The sequence below is a fragment of the Streptomyces sp. NPDC126497 genome (assembly GCF_040302425.1).
GTDB lineage: Bacteria > Actinomycetota > Actinomycetes > Streptomycetales > Streptomycetaceae > Streptomyces.
The window spans coordinates 24,434-39,286 of sequence record NZ_JBEORT010000038.1; the positions used below are offsets into that span (position 1 = coordinate 24,434).

Below are 14,853 nucleotides of genomic sequence, written 5' to 3' on the forward strand. Positions count from 1 at the left end.
GGGCCGGTCCCGGCGGGCCGGCCTCAGCGGACGCTGAGGCCCAGCGCCCCGAGTCCCGTCCGGCGCACGGCGACCGACCCGTACGGCGTGCGCAGCCTCAGCCACGCCCCCGAGGAGAACAGCCCCTGTTCGTCGCCCCGCAGGAACCCCAGCGACTGGGCGGCGTGCACCGCGCGCACCGGGAGCGGGGTCCGCGCGACCGTGCGGGACCAGATCTCCCGGCCGATCCGGTCGAACTCCGCCCGCGTACGGCTCCCGGGCGCCAGTTCCTCCGTGCGGGACCGGAACTCGGCGACCGACGCGGCGACCAGCCCGCGCAGCTCCCGCGGCTCCGGCAGTCCGGGTTCGGCCCGCCAGCCGCCGCGCGGCGGCAGCACCCCGGCCCACGGCGGGCCGGTCACCGCGCCCGGCACGGCGGCCGTGGCGGCGGTCTCGTCCACCGACTCCAGCAGCTCACCGGCGGACACGGTCACGTCCAGGGTGACGTCCAGTCCGTCCTCGTACGGCTTCGCGAGCCGTGCCGCGCGGATCGCGAGCACCTCGAAGGAGGGGGGCCGGCCGAAGACGGCGAGCGCCGTACCGGCCGCCTGCAGCCGCACCGCGGCGGAACGGTCGTAGTGCAGCAGCCGGGAGAGGAAGGCCGCGAGGTCCGCGGCCTCCCCCTCGTCGGCGAGGTGGAGCACCGTCATGCGGCGACGGCCTCCTCCTCTGCACCGGCGGTGTCGTCCGCGTACTCCCGGAGGAACGCGCGCTCCTCGGCGGTGATCCGGCGCGGACGCTGCGCCTCGAAGTCGAACGGCACGATCACCGTCGACGCGCGGACGTAGACGAGGTCGTCGTCCTTCACCTCGTAGGCGAGGGTGAAGGACGCCGCCCTGATCTCCGTGACCCACAGCTCGATGTCGACCGGGTGGTGCCGGTGGACGAGCTGCCGCTTGTAGTCGATCTCGTGGCGCGCCACCACGGACCCCTGCTTGAAGTCCTTCTCCGGGCGGAACAGGAAGTCGATGCGGGCCTCCTCCAGGTAGCGGAGGAACACCACGTTGTTGACGTGGCCGTACGCGTCCATGTCCGCCCAGCGCAGCGGGCAGCGGTAGATGTGCCGCAAGGGATCAGCCCCGGGTCAGCTTCTTGTAGGTGGCGCGGTGCGGGCGCGCGGCGTCCGGGCCGAGCCGCTCGACCTTGTTCTTCTCGTACGACTCGAAGTTGCCCTCGAACCAGAACCACTTGGAGTCGCCCTCGTAGGCGAGGATGTGGGTGGCGACCCGGTCCAGGAACCACCGGTCGTGGGAGACGACCACGGCGCACCCGGGGAACTCGAGGAGGGCGTTCTCCAGGCTGGAGAGCGTCTCGACGTCGAGGTCGTTGGTCGGCTCGTCGAGGAGCAGCAGGTTGCCGCCCTGCTTGAGGGTGAGCGCGAGGTTCAGCCGGTTGCGCTCACCGCCGGAGAGCACCCCGGCCGGCTTCTGCTGGTCCGGGCCCTTGAAGCCGAACGCGGAGACGTAGGCCCGCGAGGGCATCTCGACCTGGCCGACGTTGATGTAGTCGAGCTCGTCGGAGACGACCGCCCACAGCGTCTTCTTCGGGTCGATGTTCTCCCGGCTCTGGTCGACGTACGAGATCTTGACGGTCTCGCCGACCTTGATGGAACCGGAGTCCGGCTCCTCGATGCCCTGGATCATCTTGAACAGCGTGGTCTTGCCGGCGCCGTTCGGCCCGATGACCCCGACGATGCCGTTGCGCGGCAGCGTGAAGCTGAGGTCGTCGATGAGCACCTTCTCACCGAAGGCCTTGCTGAGGTTGTTGACCTCGACGACGACGTTGCCCAGGCGCGGCCCCGGCGGGATCTGGATCTCCTCGAAGTCCAGCTTCCGCATCTTGTCGGCCTCGGCGGCCATCTCCTCGTACCGGGCCAGACGCGCCTTGGACTTGGCCTGCCGCCCCTTGGCGTTGGACCGCACCCACTCGAGCTCTTCCTTGAGCCGCTTCTGCCGCTTGGCGTCCTTCTGGCCCTCGACCTTGAGGCGGGTGGCCTTGGTCTCCAGGTACTTGGAGTAGTTGCCCTCGTAGCCGTGCAGCCGGCCGCGGTCGACCTCGCAGATCCACCCGGCGACGTTGTCCAGGAAGTACCGGTCGTGGGTGACGGCCACGACGGTGCCCTCGTACTTGGCGAGGTGCTGCTCCAGCCAGTTCACCGACTCGGCGTCGAGGTGGTTGGTGGGCTCGTCGAGCAGCAGCAGGTCGGGGGCCTCGAGCAGCAGCTTGCACAGCGCCACGCGGCGCTTCTCGCCACCGGAGAGGTTGGCGACCGGCCAGTCGCCGGGCGGGCAGCCCAGGGCGTCCATGGCCTGCTCCAGCTGGGCGTCGAGGTCCCAGGCGCCTGCGTGGTCGAGCTGCTCCTGCAGCTTGCCCATCTCGTCCATGAGCTCGTCGGTGTACTCGGTCGCCATCTGCTCGGCGATCTCGTTGAACCGGTCGAGCTTGCCCTTGACCTCGGCGACACCCTCCTGGACGTTCTCCAGGACGGTCTTGTCCTCGTTCAGCGGGGGCTCCTGGAGCAGGATGCCCACGGTGTAACCGGGGGTGAGGAAGGCGTCACCGTTGGACGGCTGCTCCAGGCCCGCCATGATCTTGAGAACGGTCGACTTACCGGCGCCGTTCGGACCGACGACACCGATCTTCGCTCCCGGCAGGAAGCTCAGGGTGACGTCGTCGAGGATCACCTTGTCGCCGTGCGCTTTGCGCGCCTTGCGCATGGTGTAAATGAACTCAGCCAAGAGAAACCGTCCGGCAGCTTGAAATCAGGCAGTGGGCAGATACACCCCATCTTGCCGTACCGCCACCCCTGCGCGGAAACGCGTCCGGGTCGACTGCCCCGACCTGCGGTTTCACGGACGGTGATCGCGCACCGCCCGTCACCGCCGGTCGCCGTCGAGCACCCTCGGGTCCCACGGCGTCCGGGGCCGGGGCGTGACGGGCGGGTCGGCCCGGTGGGGTCAGGTCACGTCGGTCAGCGTCGCGTAGACCACGACATTGCCCTGGTAGCCGTCGCCTTCGGTGTACTCGCCCCCGCAGGTGATCACGCGCAGTTCGGGCCGGCGGGAACTGCCGTAGACCTTCTCGTCCGGGAACGCCTCCTTGTCGTAGAACTCCACGGCGTCGACGGTGAAGACCGCCGTCCGCCGGTCCTCCCGGGTGATCTCGACGGTGTCGCCCTTGTCCAGCGTCCCGAGCCGGTAGAAGACCCCGGGACCTTCCCGGGTGTCGACGTGTCCCGTCGTGACGGCCGTCCCCACCGAGCCGGGGGGCGTGCCGTCGCCGTACCACCCGGCGAAGGCCGGCATGTCCGCCGGCGGCGGGCGCAGCGCCCCCGTCCCGTCGAGGGTCAGTTCCGTCATCGGGGCGTTCACGCCGATGGCGGGGATCCACAGCCGGACCGGATCGGACGGGGGCAGCGCCGGCGCGGAGGGGGAGGGGGCCGGGGCGGTGGCGCTGGGACCGGCCCGCAGGGGGGAGGAGAAGGACTGCTCGGTCGAGGGTTGCGGAGGGTGTTCGCCCCGGAGCGCCGTGACCACCAGCAGCAAGCCCATCAGCAGGGTGCAGGCGAGGAACGTGGTGGAGGGGGTGGCCGGGGGAGGAGGATCGACCGGGGAAGAAGGGCCGACGGGTTCGTCGCCGGGTGCCATCGCTCTGGCGCCTCCGCTTCGCGACCGGGATGTGGGAGGACGGGGTGCGACCCGGGCCCCGGACCGACACGGGCCCGGGGCTCGGGTCCAGGGAGCAGGACGTCAGGTGCGGGCGCCGGCCGGGCGACGGCGCATCCTGATCGCGCCTCCGGCGGCGGCCCCGGCGAGCAGCGCCGCCCCCAGGGCGAGTTGTGCGCCCCTGTCGTCGCCCGCCCCGAAACCGGCGTCGACCGCTCCGCTGGGGTTGCCGGTGCCGACCAGGTACGTGCCGGTGACCTTGATGCGGGGCGGGCACTTCAGGGTGACGGTGTAAGCACCGGGCTCGGTTCCGCTCGGCACCTGGAACTCGCCGGTCAGGACGCCCTCGCGGTCGCCCGGGAGGAGGTGGAACTGGCCTCCCGCCTCGGACTCGCCCTTCCCGTAGGTCTCCGAGCCGCAGGCCGTGGTGCTGACGCGGACGGTGGAGCCCGGGGCGGCACGTCTCGTGCTGATGTGGACGCCCGAATCGCCGGCGGGGTCGCTCGCGACTGCCGCGGCCGGGCTCGACAGACCGACGGCGCCGAGAACCAGACCGATGCCGGCGCCTACACACGTGATGCGCATGGAGTTCCTCCAGGGAAGCGGTGGCCGGCCGGGATGCGCGGCGTCCTTGTCGTGCTTCGCCCATGAGAAAAGCGGCAAAACACCGCATATGCAACACCCCGTACGGGCAAATGGATCATCCGGCGACCGCACCCCCTCGATCGTTTACGCAGGTGAGCACCCCGGAGGGCGAGACGGGAAGAAGCACCGCACAGGTGACGCAGGACCGGCACCCGACCGCTGTCGGCCGGCCTTCCGCCGGAACCGGGCCGGATTCGGCGACGTCCCGGGCGCCATTCGATCGGGTGACGCGGCGCGCGCGAACGGGTGATTCATCCGGTTTCCCCGTTGCCGGGTGGAAGGAGAAGAGTGCACTGGTGCGTGAGGAAGACGCCTGGGCATCAGGGAGGAATCGTGCCGATACACATGGCCGCGCTCGTGCGCGGCGGTGCGGTGCTCGTCGCCGCCACGGCGGCCGCCGCCGTGCTGACCGCCCCTGCCGGAAGCACCGAAGGGGCAGCCCGCGACGGGCGGGCGGCCGAGACCAGACGGATCGCGTCCTCGGTCCTGGGCGCGGACGGGGACGTCAAGTTCACCCTGACCGCGGTCCGGTCCACCGCCGACCCCCTGAATGCCTCCGTCCATCTGAGCGCGTTCGTCCGGCAGCACGGCCGTTTCGTGCTGTCGGACGAGGTACGGGTCGGCGCGGTGGACGGCTGGTTCTGGTTCCCCGTCACCGGGCGGGGCGCGGTCTGCGAGTTCTCGACGGCCGGCACCGACCCGGCGCCCCTCGCCGTGAGCCTGCTGATCACCCCGTCGATCGGCTGCTCGGCCCCCGAGCGTTTCGAGCTGCGCGACGGGCGGTTCGAGGCCGACGGCAGCGCCGCCCGGGCCCCGCGCGGCGGAGTGAGCGCCGGTGGCGGCGCGGCCGGACGGTCCGCCGCTCGGGCCACGGCCGGGCGGGGCGACGGCCCGGACACGGCCCGAGCCGCCTGACCCGTCCCTCATCGGCGGGAGAAGCCCCGCCCGGGGCCCGACCGCTCCCCCGGGGGGGGGACCCGTCGGGCCGGGTGGCGCCGGTCCGGGGTCCGCCCGGCGGCCTCAGTCTCCCGGCGAGGTCTGCCTGCGGCGGGCGACGACCAGGCCCGCGCCGCCGACGACGACCAGGGCGATCGCGGTGCCGGCTATCCACGGGGTGGCGCCGGAGGACCCGGTCGCGGCGAGGTTGGTGTCGGCGGGGACGTCGACGACGGGAGTGGGGGCCGGGCCGGTGAGGGTGTGGGTGGTGGTGCCGGTCTCGGCGGACCGGGTCACACAGTCGAGCATGCCGGTGAAGCGCCGCTCGAAGCCGTCCGGTCCCTCGACCGTGAAGTCGTACGACCGGTCCTCGGTCAGCGGGACCGTCACCGTCCGGGAGGCGCCGCCCGCGACGGTGTGCTCCGCGCCCGCCAGTCGGAAGGTGAACGGCTCGTCGTCCTGGTTGGCGACGGTGACGTCCACACCGCCCTCGGCGCAGTTCTCGCGGGCGGACAGCGCGGGTATCGCGCCTTCGAGCGCCCAGGTCGCGCTCGCCGTCGCCGAGACGGTCGACTCGCTGGACCCGGCCAGGATCTGCGTCTGGCTCCGGCTGTCGGAGACGAAGGCGCGGCCGACCGGCACCGTCGTCGAGGCCTGCGCGGTCAGCTCGGCGGTGTCCGACGCCGCGTCCTCGGGCACCTGGAAGAAGATCCGGCTGCCGTCGGTGGCGGTGGTGACGGGTTCGCCCTTCCCGTCCACGATCCGCACCCCGCTCGTGGCGGCGTCCGCCGGCGGGGAGAGGGTGACGCTGCGCGCGTCCGTGCGCACCGTCACCGGGCCGATCGGCTCACCCGGGCGGCCGGAGACCGCCGGCGGGTCCAGGGCCAGCGACGCCTTCGGCTCCGCCTGGCCGCGGGCGTTCTTCTGCAGGTAGTCGGCGAGCTGCTCGGCCTGGGGGTCGACGGCGTCCACGGAGACGCCGTCGGAGTACCGCCAGATGGCCACCTGGGTGCCGGCCGCCGCGTCCTGCTCGGTGAGCCGGCCGCGCACGCCGGCCTTCTTCGCGAGCGCCGCGAGATCGTTCACCTGCGGGTAGGAGTTCCGCAGGATCCAGTGGATGCGGCCGGCGTCCTTGTTGGTGCCCAGCGAGGTCCCGCTCCAGGCGGTCTCGTGGTACTTGGCGTCCTTCTGCGTGGGCGTCCGGACGTCGACGCAGTACGTCTGCAGCATGCCGCCGCCCTCGACGGACATCTCGAACAGCCCCGCCGACACCTGCTGCTCCCCGTCGGCGCCGTGTATCACGGCGGTGCCGTACGTCTTGAGCCCGCTTATGGTCGCGGCCGCCCCGCTGTGGCCCGGTGCCGTCTCCCCGTCGTCGGCGGCTGCCGTCCCGGCGCCGGCCAGTACGGCCGTGGCGGCGAGTCCGGACACCAGCGTCCCTGCGGCGAGGCGGACCGGCCCGCGTGCGGACCGCACGGAGAACGAAACAAACACCGAAATCCTTTCCGAGCGGGACCCGTTGACGTGGGGGGCTGATGGTCCCACCAGCAGAATCACCGGCCCCGAGAGCCCCGGGAGCCATGCCCGGCATCCTAAGGAGGCGACGGAGCGCGCTCGCCGGTGATCGCGTCGGAGGAGTGATCCGACTCGGAATCGTTATCGCAGGGACCTTTTCGAACAGGGCTTATCGACAAATCCACCGGGGATGTTCGGCGCGCATCGACCGATAAGCCCCGGTTCGGTCAGCGGCGGGACCGGAGGCGGCCCGCTGACCTCATGTCATCACCACCGCGGGCAGGCCGTATTGCGCCGCCGGCTCGCCCGTGGTGGGCGAGTCACCCGGCCGGTTCTCCCAGTTGGGCTCGGGACGCTCCGGCACGGAGGCCTGCTCCGGTCGCTGCGCGCGCCGGAAGGCGGACGTGCCCCGGGCGAGGTCGTGGCCGATCGACACCGCGTCGATGTCCGCCGACATCCAGCCCTGCTGTCCCTCGCGCGTCTCCGTACGCACCTTCAGCCGGCCCTGGACGATCACCGGTTCACCCACCGACAGCGAAGCCGCCGCGTTGGTGGCGAGCTGTCGGTTGGCCCACACCGTGAAGAAGTTGGTGTGGCCGTCCGCCCAGGCGCTCCTCTCCCGGTCCCAGTACCGGGAGGTGACCGCGATCCGGAACCTGGCCGCGGGGCCGGACGCCGTCTCCCGGTACACCGGTCGTGTCGCCACGTTGCCCACCACGCACACCATCGTCTCGTTCATCGTGTCTCCCTCCCCGGCCCGTCCGCCGGCCACGGGGCCGGCGCCGGGCCGGTGCGCGTACGGGCCCGTCCCGTACGGCTGCCGTCCGGCAGGGCGGCCGCGGACCGTCCCGCGATCGCCACCACGCCAGACTGCCTCCGCCGGGCCGGGCCCGCCGGGCGCTGTGGACCACCCCCGGCCTGTGGAGAACCCCGCCACCCGAACGAGGTGCTCCGCCCCGCACGCGCCCCGCCGTCACCCGCGGCCGGTTCCGCCGTCGCACGCGGCCCGTCTCCGCCGTCACACGTGACCGGTCCGCGCCCCCACGACCCGCCCGTACTGCTCCCGCACCTCCCGGTAGCGCAACAGCTCCGCCGCCACCGGATCCAGGACACGGGCCCGCCCGCACCCCGCGGCCGCCTCCCGCAGCCGTCTCTCCGCCTCCTGCCCGTACCGCCGGGCGGGCCCCCGGGCCGCCATGCGGCAGCTCCACTCGATGAGCGGGCCACCGGCGATGCCGATCACCATCAGCAGCACCGGCACCCCCAGGTTCGGCGCCATGACCCCGATGATCTGCGCCAGCAGCCACAGTCCGCCGGCGAACTGGAGCGCCGTCATCGACACCTGGGCGAACACCGCCAGCGGCCACCACCCGGGCCGCGGCGGCCGCCCCGGCGGCAGTCCCGCGCGCACGGCCAGCTCGTCCAGTGCCTCCGGCAGCCCCTGCGAGCCGCGCACGGCCGCCTCCCGCACCGCCTGCGCCCACGGCGCCGGAAGTCCGGCGCAGGCCCGGTCGGCCACCGTGCGCACCGCCTGTTCCACGCGCTGCCGGGCGGTGATCTCCTCGTCGGACTGCCCGCGCAGGGCGAGCCGGCCAGTGGGCGGCTCGCTCCGCTCCTGGCACCAGCGCCACAGCCGCAGCCAGGGGGTGCCGCACGCGCGGTTCGCGTTGCGCAGCCAGGCGCGTTCGGCCGCCTCGCCCGCGGCGGTGGCCCCCACGGCGTCCGCGAGCCGGTCGGCGAACTCCTCGCGCGCCTCCTCGCTCAGCCCGGTGCGCCGGCCGGTGGCGTACACGGGCCGCAGCCGGGCCGCCGCGACGTCCACGTCCGCGGAGATCCGCCGGGCCGGGGCCCCGCGCTCGGCCACGAACCGGGCGAGGGATTCCCGCAGTTCACCGACCCCGTCACCGGTGAGCGCGGACAGCGCCTGCACGGTCGTACCGGGCTCGCCGTACTCCCCCAGCACGATGCCGTCCTCGTCGAGCAGCCGCCGCAGATCGTCCAGGACCTGCTCGGCGGCCTCCCCGGGCAGCCGGTCGATCTGGTTGAGGACGACGAACATGACCTCCGCGTGGGCCGCCATGGGCCGCAGATAGCGCTCGTGCAGCATGGCGTCCGCGTACTTCTCGGGGTCGACGACCCAGATGACCGCGTCGACCAGGCCCAGCACGCGGTCCACCTGCTCCCGGTGCCGGACGGCCGCCGAGTCGTGGTCGGGCAGGTCGACCAGGACCAGTCCGCGCAGCCGCTCGTCGGCGTCCGCGGTCGCCTGGAGGGGGCGCCGTCTGAGCCGGGGCGGGATGCCGAGGCGTTCGACGAGGCCCGTCGCGCCGTCGCCCCAGACGCACGCGATGGGGGCGGCGGTGGTCGGCCTGCGTACGCCGGTCTCCGAGATGGGCACTCCGGCCAGCGCGTTGAACAGCTGCGACTTGCCGCTGCCGGTGGCGCCCGCGAGGGCGACGACGGTGTGCTCCCCGGAGAGCCGGCGCCGCGCGGTGGCCTCGTCGAGGACCCGGCCCGCCCGGGCGAGGGTCCGGCTGTCGAGCCGGGCCCGGGAGAGCCCCACCAGCTCGCGCAACGCCTCGAGCCGCGACCGCAGCCACGGGTCGTGGGCGAGGGGGGCCACGGTCTGCGGCCCGGGTGCGGGGGCCGGTCCCGCCCCGCGCTCCTCCTCGCCGTCGCCCCCGTTCACCCGGCGCGCGATCAGCCCGTCGTCCCAGGGGCTCGCGGCGTCCGCACGGGGTGGTCCTCCGGCGTCGCGGCCGTGGTGCTCGGGGTGCTCGGTGTGGTCCTGGTCAGTGACGGCGGTCACCGGTCACCTCTCCTTCTGCAGTACGGACAGCGCGGCGATGAGCTCGGACTGGGGTTCCGCGCGCACCTCGAGCGCGTCGAGCGGCGCGAGCCGGCGTTCGCGTTCGGTGTGCATGACGTGGTCCACGTGGGCGACGAGCAGCCGTCCGCCCCGGTCGCGCAGCCGCAGCGCGCCGTGCGCGCCGATCCGCTCGGCGAGCCCCTCCCCGGCGTCCCGGGCCCGGCGTCCGCCCAGCAGCGCCGTGGCGACCAGCGCGGCGACCACCTCGGGGTCGGGCGCGACGCTGCGGTCCAGTTCCCGCACCTCGTCCTCGGCGTACTCCTCGAGCTCGCGCCGCCAGCGCCGTACGGCCAGCCCGATGCGGTGCTCGGCGCTCTCGGACCCGGTGGCGCGGTCGGCGAGCTCGGGGGCGTTCGCCGCGGGTTCGCGCCGCCAGGCGTCGTCGATGCGTTCGTCGGCGGCGGCGACGGCGCACAGCAGCAGCGCGCTCAGGCTCTCCACCAGGGTGTCGAGGAGTTCGCCCGGGGTGCAGTCCAGGGGGAAGGCACGCCACCGTTTGAGCGCGTCCCCGGCGAGCACGGCCCCGGCCTGCAGCCGGCCCCGCACGCGCGCGTGCTCGCTGTCGTACGCCCCGTCGACGGCGGCGGTGAGCCGCAGCGCGGCCGCGTACTGCGCGGCCACGGCGCCGGCGAGTTCGGGCATGCGGGCGTTGAGGGAGTCGAGGACGCCGTACGCGGTGCGGGCCATGGTGTGCTGGCGGGCCGCGGGGTCCAGCGCCCGGTGGACCAGCCAGGTCCGCAGCGAGGCCACGGCGGTGGCGGGCAGCAGCCCGCCGCCCCAGGCCGACTCGGGCAGCTCGGGCACGGTGAAGCGCGGTACGTCGCCGAGTCCGGCCTTGGTGAGCAGGGCGCCGTAGTGCCGGGAGACCTCGGAGACGACCTGGTGGGGCACCCGGTCCAGGACGGTCACCAGGGTGACGTCGTACTCCTTGGCGGTGCGCAGCATGTACCAGGGCACGGCGTCGGCGTAGCGGGCGGCGGTGGTGACCATGACCCAGATGTCCGCGGCGCCGAAGAGCTCGGCGGCGAGGACCCGGTTGTCGGAGACGAGGCTGTCGATGTCGGGTGCGTCCAGGAGGGCGAGGCCGGGCGGCACGGTGTCGGCGGTCTCGACGCGCAGCACCCGCGCGGGGTTCTCGCCGGGGAGGAGCAGGTCGTCCGCGGGGTCCTGGTGGTGGGGCACCCACACGCGCGTGAGGTCGGGCAGCACCCTCATCCCGCTGAACCAGTGGTGGTCCTCCGGGTGGCAGACGAGCACCGGCGTCCGGGTGGTGGGCCGCAGCACGCCCGCCTCGCTGACCCGGCGGCCCACCAGGGAGTTCACCAGGGTGGACTTCCCGGCTCCGGTGGATCCGCCGACGACGGCCAGCAGGGGCGCTTCGGGATCTCTCAGCCGGGGCACCAGATAGTCGTCGAGCTGCGCGAGCAGTTCGTCACGGTTGGCACGCGCGCGTGCGGCCCCCGCCAGGGGCAGGGGGAAGCGTGCGGCGGCGACACGGTCGCGCAGGGCGGAGAGTGCGTCGAGCAGCTGAGGCCGTACGTCCAAGGTCACCACATGCGAAGAATGCCCAATTTTAGGGGATTTCTGAAGCATATGAGTATGCCTGCGCGCCGACAGGACGCACGGAAGGGAAGGGATGGCCGCGGCGCGTGCACACTCCAGGCATAACGAGTGCACAACACCCGGTGCGCGAGAGGCCAAAAGCGGTGCACGATTCGTACCTGCCTGCGATTATCAGGACCGCTTCACCTAACCTCCACACGGAACCGCGGAGGTCAGGCGACGGGGACGAGGATGCGGGAGCCCTATCCTTGTCCCGGCGACGTCAGGGACAGACCCGGCACCGGGCACCATGACAGAGGCCACACACCCGGCCCCCGTAGCTCAGTGGATAGAGCAGGCGCCTTCTAAGCGCTTGGCCGCAGGTTCGAGTCCTGCCGGGGGCGCCCCTCTCCACCCTCCCTCTCGGGAGGGCTTTTCGCTGGTCAGAGCGCATGCCAGCCGACACGACGAAGCCCCGGACGCCCTCTTGATGATCAAGGGCGGGCTCCGGGGCTGTCCGGCTGTCACCGGGTTTTCGCGGGTGGCCGTGTCGAATACGTGTCGAAGTTCCCGGCCGGAGGATCAGCCGGCGCCGGGCGCCTCCGACAGGTCCCCCGCGGCTTCGAGCCGCCGTTTCAGGTCCGGCAACTGCCCGTCGACGCATCGGGCGTATGTGGCGAGCAGCACAGCCACGCTGTTCCCGGCCCACTCCGCCACCTGGGCGGGCGGGATGCCGTCGTTGAGCCACTTGGTCAGGCGCGTGTGCCGGTTGTCGTACACGCGCCGCCCGGTCGGCGACTCGAAGACGTGCGGAGGCAACACGGCTTTCCGCGCACCGCGCCACGCCCGGCGGATGACCGACCCGGCGAGGATGCCGCCCGACTCCCCCTGGAACAGCAGATCGCCCGGCTTCAGCCGCTCGTCCTGGATGTGCTGCCGCAGGATGCGCGTGAGGGCCGGATGCCCCGGCACGGTGCGTGTCTCGCCCTCCGCACGACCCTTCAAGTCGCGCCGTTCGTGGATCTCACCCGTGTCGGTCCACTGTTTCCCGACCTCCGGAGTCGCCGTGTGGATCAGCAGCTCACACCATTGGTCCTCGGCGCCGGGTCGGGGCAGCGTGACGTCCTCCACCCGCATGGCCACGGCTTCCTCGGGACGCGGGCCGCAGTAGTACAGCGTGGCGAAGAAGGCGTGGAGCCGCCTGCCGCCGCGCGGCCGGCACCGTATCCAGTCGAGGATCGCCGCCGCCTGCTCGGGGTTCAGCAAGGACCGCTTGTCCACGGCGTTCGAGGTCTTCGTGACGGCCGTCGACTCCTTGCCCTTGGGAAGAGGATTGACTCGCAGGATGCGCCGCCGGACCGCGTACTTCATGACGACGTTGAGGATCCGGCGGTTGCGCTTCCGGGACCAGGCCGCCGCCTGCCTGCCGTCGAGGCGGGTGTCGATGGCCTGCAGGACCTGGTCGACCTTCTCCGGGTCCTCCCAGGCCGAGACGGCCAGGGAGTTCCGCTCGACCCATCTGAGGATGGCCGCCACGTCCCGCGGCGCGTCAGGTCGTCGGTTCGTGTTGAACGCCCACTCAAGCAGGGCGGTACGCACGGCCGCAGGCGCGAACTGCGTGGGCTTGGCCCGCAACAGCGCGATGGTTGTGTCTAGTCCCAGGTGATGTTTGACGTTCTGGTCCCGGCTGTTGCTTGACGGTGGGCCTAGACAACATCGGAAACCCTGTGGGGCCTGTTGGCCTTGACGTTGCGGACCGGGACGTCGGTGGTGCGCCGGATGGCCCGGACCTGGCCGTCCAGCTCGACGGTGATCGTCGTGTCCGACACGTGCACGGTCACCGTCTGGCCCGCGTAGGGGCGGCCGAGGGAGACGGTCTGGCGGCAGACCATGACGGTGCCCACCGCGCTGACCCGCCGCTGCACCCGCACCGGCTCGATGCCCGGCCGCGGTGGCGGTCCGGCCGGACGCAGGCCCGCAGCCGACGCACCTCCTCACCGGTCAGCGGGTTGGGCCGCACCCGCAGGAGTTCCCGCGAGGACACATCGAAGAACGACAGCGTCTCGGCGTCGATGCGGATGCCCACCCGGCGGCCGCCGAGGATCTCCGCGGCCAGCACCTGGCGCCCGCCCAGGCCCACCAGGCCGCTGTTGTTCACCACCCGGTCCACCTCGAACGCCGTCCCCTCCCTGTCACCGACGGGAAGCGGCGGTGGCCCGGCCGCACGCCCGCCCCGGGCGGCCAGCCGTCCCAGATCCGCCACCGACAGATGCGACCGCACCGTCTTGATCCGCGTCCCGGCGATCAGCAGATGGATCACCGAGGTGTCCGCCCAGAACGTCACCGTCAGCCCCGAACGGGCCGGCCCGAGCCAGAACTGCTTGCCCGCGACCTGCAGATTCCCACTCGCCGGCACCACCCGCTCGAACTCCACCGGCCCACCCGGCCCCGCCGGGACCACCGGGGCCGGCTCGGGCAGGACGGCCGGCACCGGCGGCACGTCGACCGGTTCCGGCTCCGCTGGGGGTGTCCGCTGCGGCGGCACCAGCGCCAACATCCCGGGCACCCGCAAGCCCGGCACATCCCGCTCCTCCTCGGGCATCGGGGTGAACCGGTCGGCGGGAGACTGCATGCCCAGGGCCTGATGCGGACGCACCGCGTTGTATTCCTGCACCCAACGATCCAGCGCCGCCTGAGCCGCCTCGATGCTCTCGAACGCGCCGCAGTCGTCCAGGAGTTCGCGTCGCAGTGTCTGGTGGAACCGCTCGACCTTGCCCGTCGTGGTCGGCGACGCCGGCTGGGTCAGCCGGTGGGCGATCCCGTTCTCCCGGCAGATCCGGTCGAACAGCACCTCACCGCCCTGCCCGAACCGGTCGGTGAACTGCTTGCCGTTGTCGGTCAGCACCTCCTCCGGCACCCCGAACCTCTGCAAGGCCCCGGCGAACGCCGCGCAGACCGCCCGCCCCGTCGCCCGCTCCACCACCTGCGCGATCACGCAGTACCGGGAATGGTCGTCCACCCCGGTCACGACCTTGGCCTCGGTCAGCTCACCGGTGACCGCATCGATCAGCATCACCCCGCCAACGATGTCCATCTGCCACAACTGCATCGGACGGTCCCGCTGCCAGCGCCTGTAATCCGACCGCTTCCGACGCCGCACCCCCGGCTCCACCAGCCCATGCCGGACCAGGATCCGATACACGGTCATCCGCGACGGCGCCGGATCCACCTGCCCGGACCGCTCCAGCACGAACGCGATCCGCCGAGGACCCCACCTCGGGTGCTTGCGCCGCAGCTCACACACCGCCGCCTCCACCTCGGCAGAAGCCTGATGCGGACACGACACCGGCCTGCGCGACCGGTCCGCCAGCCCCGCCAGACCCGAGACCGCATACCGCGACTTCCACCCGCTGACCGTCTGCCGCGACACCCCCAGCGACGCGGCCACCTCCGTCACCGTCGCACCCGCCAGCACCGCAAGCACAGCCCGATACCGCTGCTCGACACCCGACAACTCCACCAGCGCCAATCCCGGCCTCCCACCACACGCCGCAACGACGTGCACAGAAAAGCCGAACACGGCCACCGTCAGCTGGGACCGAAGTGTCAAGCATCTCCCGGGACCGGACACAGCCGCCAGCA

The 14,853-nt window shown here is 72.7% G+C and carries 12 protein-coding genes, 1 tRNA gene and 1 pseudogene; 2 read left to right on the forward strand and 12 right to left on the reverse strand.

The window, feature by feature from the left end:
* Positions 1-23: 23 nt before the first annotated feature.
* The 5 genes from ABTY20_RS17825 to ABTY20_RS17845 form a co-directional block, all read right to left on the reverse strand.
* On the reverse strand, positions 24-689 hold the full coding sequence (locus tag ABTY20_RS17825) for a DUF8010 domain-containing protein (protein ID WP_351997942.1): 666 nt from the start codon (positions 687-689) through the stop codon (positions 24-26).
* Positions 686-1,108 carry an acyl-CoA thioesterase gene (locus ABTY20_RS17830; protein ID WP_351997943.1) on the reverse strand — a complete coding sequence of 141 codons (423 nt, stop codon included), beginning with the start codon at positions 1,106-1,108 and terminating at the stop codon, positions 686-688. The genes ABTY20_RS17825 and ABTY20_RS17830 overlap by 4 nt, the downstream gene beginning before the upstream one ends.
* Before the next feature lie 4 nt (positions 1,109-1,112).
* Positions 1,113-2,777 (reverse strand): energy-dependent translational throttle protein EttA, encoded by a 1,665-nt coding sequence (ettA, locus tag ABTY20_RS17835; protein WP_351997944.1) that lies wholly within the window; start codon positions 2,775-2,777, stop codon positions 1,113-1,115.
* A gap of 219 nt (positions 2,778-2,996) precedes the next feature.
* Positions 2,997-3,590, reverse strand: coding sequence for a class F sortase (locus tag ABTY20_RS17840; protein ID WP_351997971.1), 594 nt, complete (start codon positions 3,588-3,590; stop codon positions 2,997-2,999).
* A gap of 198 nt (positions 3,591-3,788) precedes the next feature.
* Complete coding sequence (locus tag ABTY20_RS17845) at positions 3,789-4,289, reverse strand: sortase (protein WP_351997945.1); 501 nt, start codon at positions 4,287-4,289, stop codon at positions 3,789-3,791.
* 393 nt (positions 4,290-4,682) lie between these two features.
* Here ABTY20_RS17845 and ABTY20_RS17850 point away from each other — a divergent pair, with 393 nt between their 5' ends.
* A complete protein-coding gene (locus ABTY20_RS17850) occupies positions 4,683-5,264 on the forward strand; it encodes a hypothetical protein (protein WP_351997946.1) in 582 nt (193 codons plus the stop codon).
* 105 nt (positions 5,265-5,369) lie between these two features.
* On the opposite strand, the gene ABTY20_RS17855 is transcribed toward ABTY20_RS17850, so the two are convergent.
* The 4 genes from ABTY20_RS17855 to ABTY20_RS17870 form a co-directional block, all read right to left on the reverse strand.
* Positions 5,370-6,779, reverse strand: coding sequence for a Cys-Gln thioester bond-forming surface protein (locus tag ABTY20_RS17855; RefSeq protein WP_351997947.1), 1,410 nt, complete (start codon positions 6,777-6,779; stop codon positions 5,370-5,372).
* 280 nt (positions 6,780-7,059) lie between these two features.
* A complete protein-coding gene (locus ABTY20_RS17860; protein ID WP_351997948.1) occupies positions 7,060-7,539 on the reverse strand; it encodes a single-stranded DNA-binding protein in 480 nt (159 codons plus the stop codon).
* A 279-nt stretch (positions 7,540-7,818) separates the two neighbouring features.
* Positions 7,819-9,609 (reverse strand): GTPase, encoded by a 1,791-nt coding sequence (locus tag ABTY20_RS17865; RefSeq protein ID WP_351997949.1) that lies wholly within the window; start codon positions 9,607-9,609, stop codon positions 7,819-7,821.
* Between the two features lie 3 nt (positions 9,610-9,612).
* Entirely contained in the window at positions 9,613-11,223 is a 1,611-nt protein-coding gene (locus ABTY20_RS17870; protein ID WP_351997950.1) for a dynamin family protein, read from the reverse strand.
* Between the two features lie 319 nt (positions 11,224-11,542).
* On the opposite strand from ABTY20_RS17870, the gene ABTY20_RS17875 reads away from it, so the two are divergent.
* Positions 11,543-11,615 (forward strand) — tRNA-Arg (locus ABTY20_RS17875).
* 178 nt (positions 11,616-11,793) lie between these two features.
* On the opposite strand, the gene ABTY20_RS17880 is transcribed toward ABTY20_RS17875, so the two are convergent.
* From ABTY20_RS17880 to ABTY20_RS17890, 3 genes and pseudogenes are all read right to left on the reverse strand, one after another.
* Positions 11,794-12,846, reverse strand: coding sequence for a tyrosine-type recombinase/integrase (locus ABTY20_RS17880; RefSeq protein ID WP_351997951.1), 1,053 nt, complete (start codon positions 12,844-12,846; stop codon positions 11,794-11,796).
* Positions 12,847-12,917: 71 nt separating this feature from the next.
* On the reverse strand, positions 12,918-13,040 hold the full coding sequence (locus tag ABTY20_RS17885) for a hypothetical protein (protein ID WP_351997952.1): 123 nt from the start codon (positions 13,038-13,040) through the stop codon (positions 12,918-12,920).
* A 656-nt stretch (positions 13,041-13,696) separates the two neighbouring features.
* Positions 13,697-14,725: pseudogene (locus ABTY20_RS17890) on the reverse strand (IS481 family transposase); the annotation flags it as partial.
* Positions 14,726-14,853: the final 128 nt, after the last annotated feature.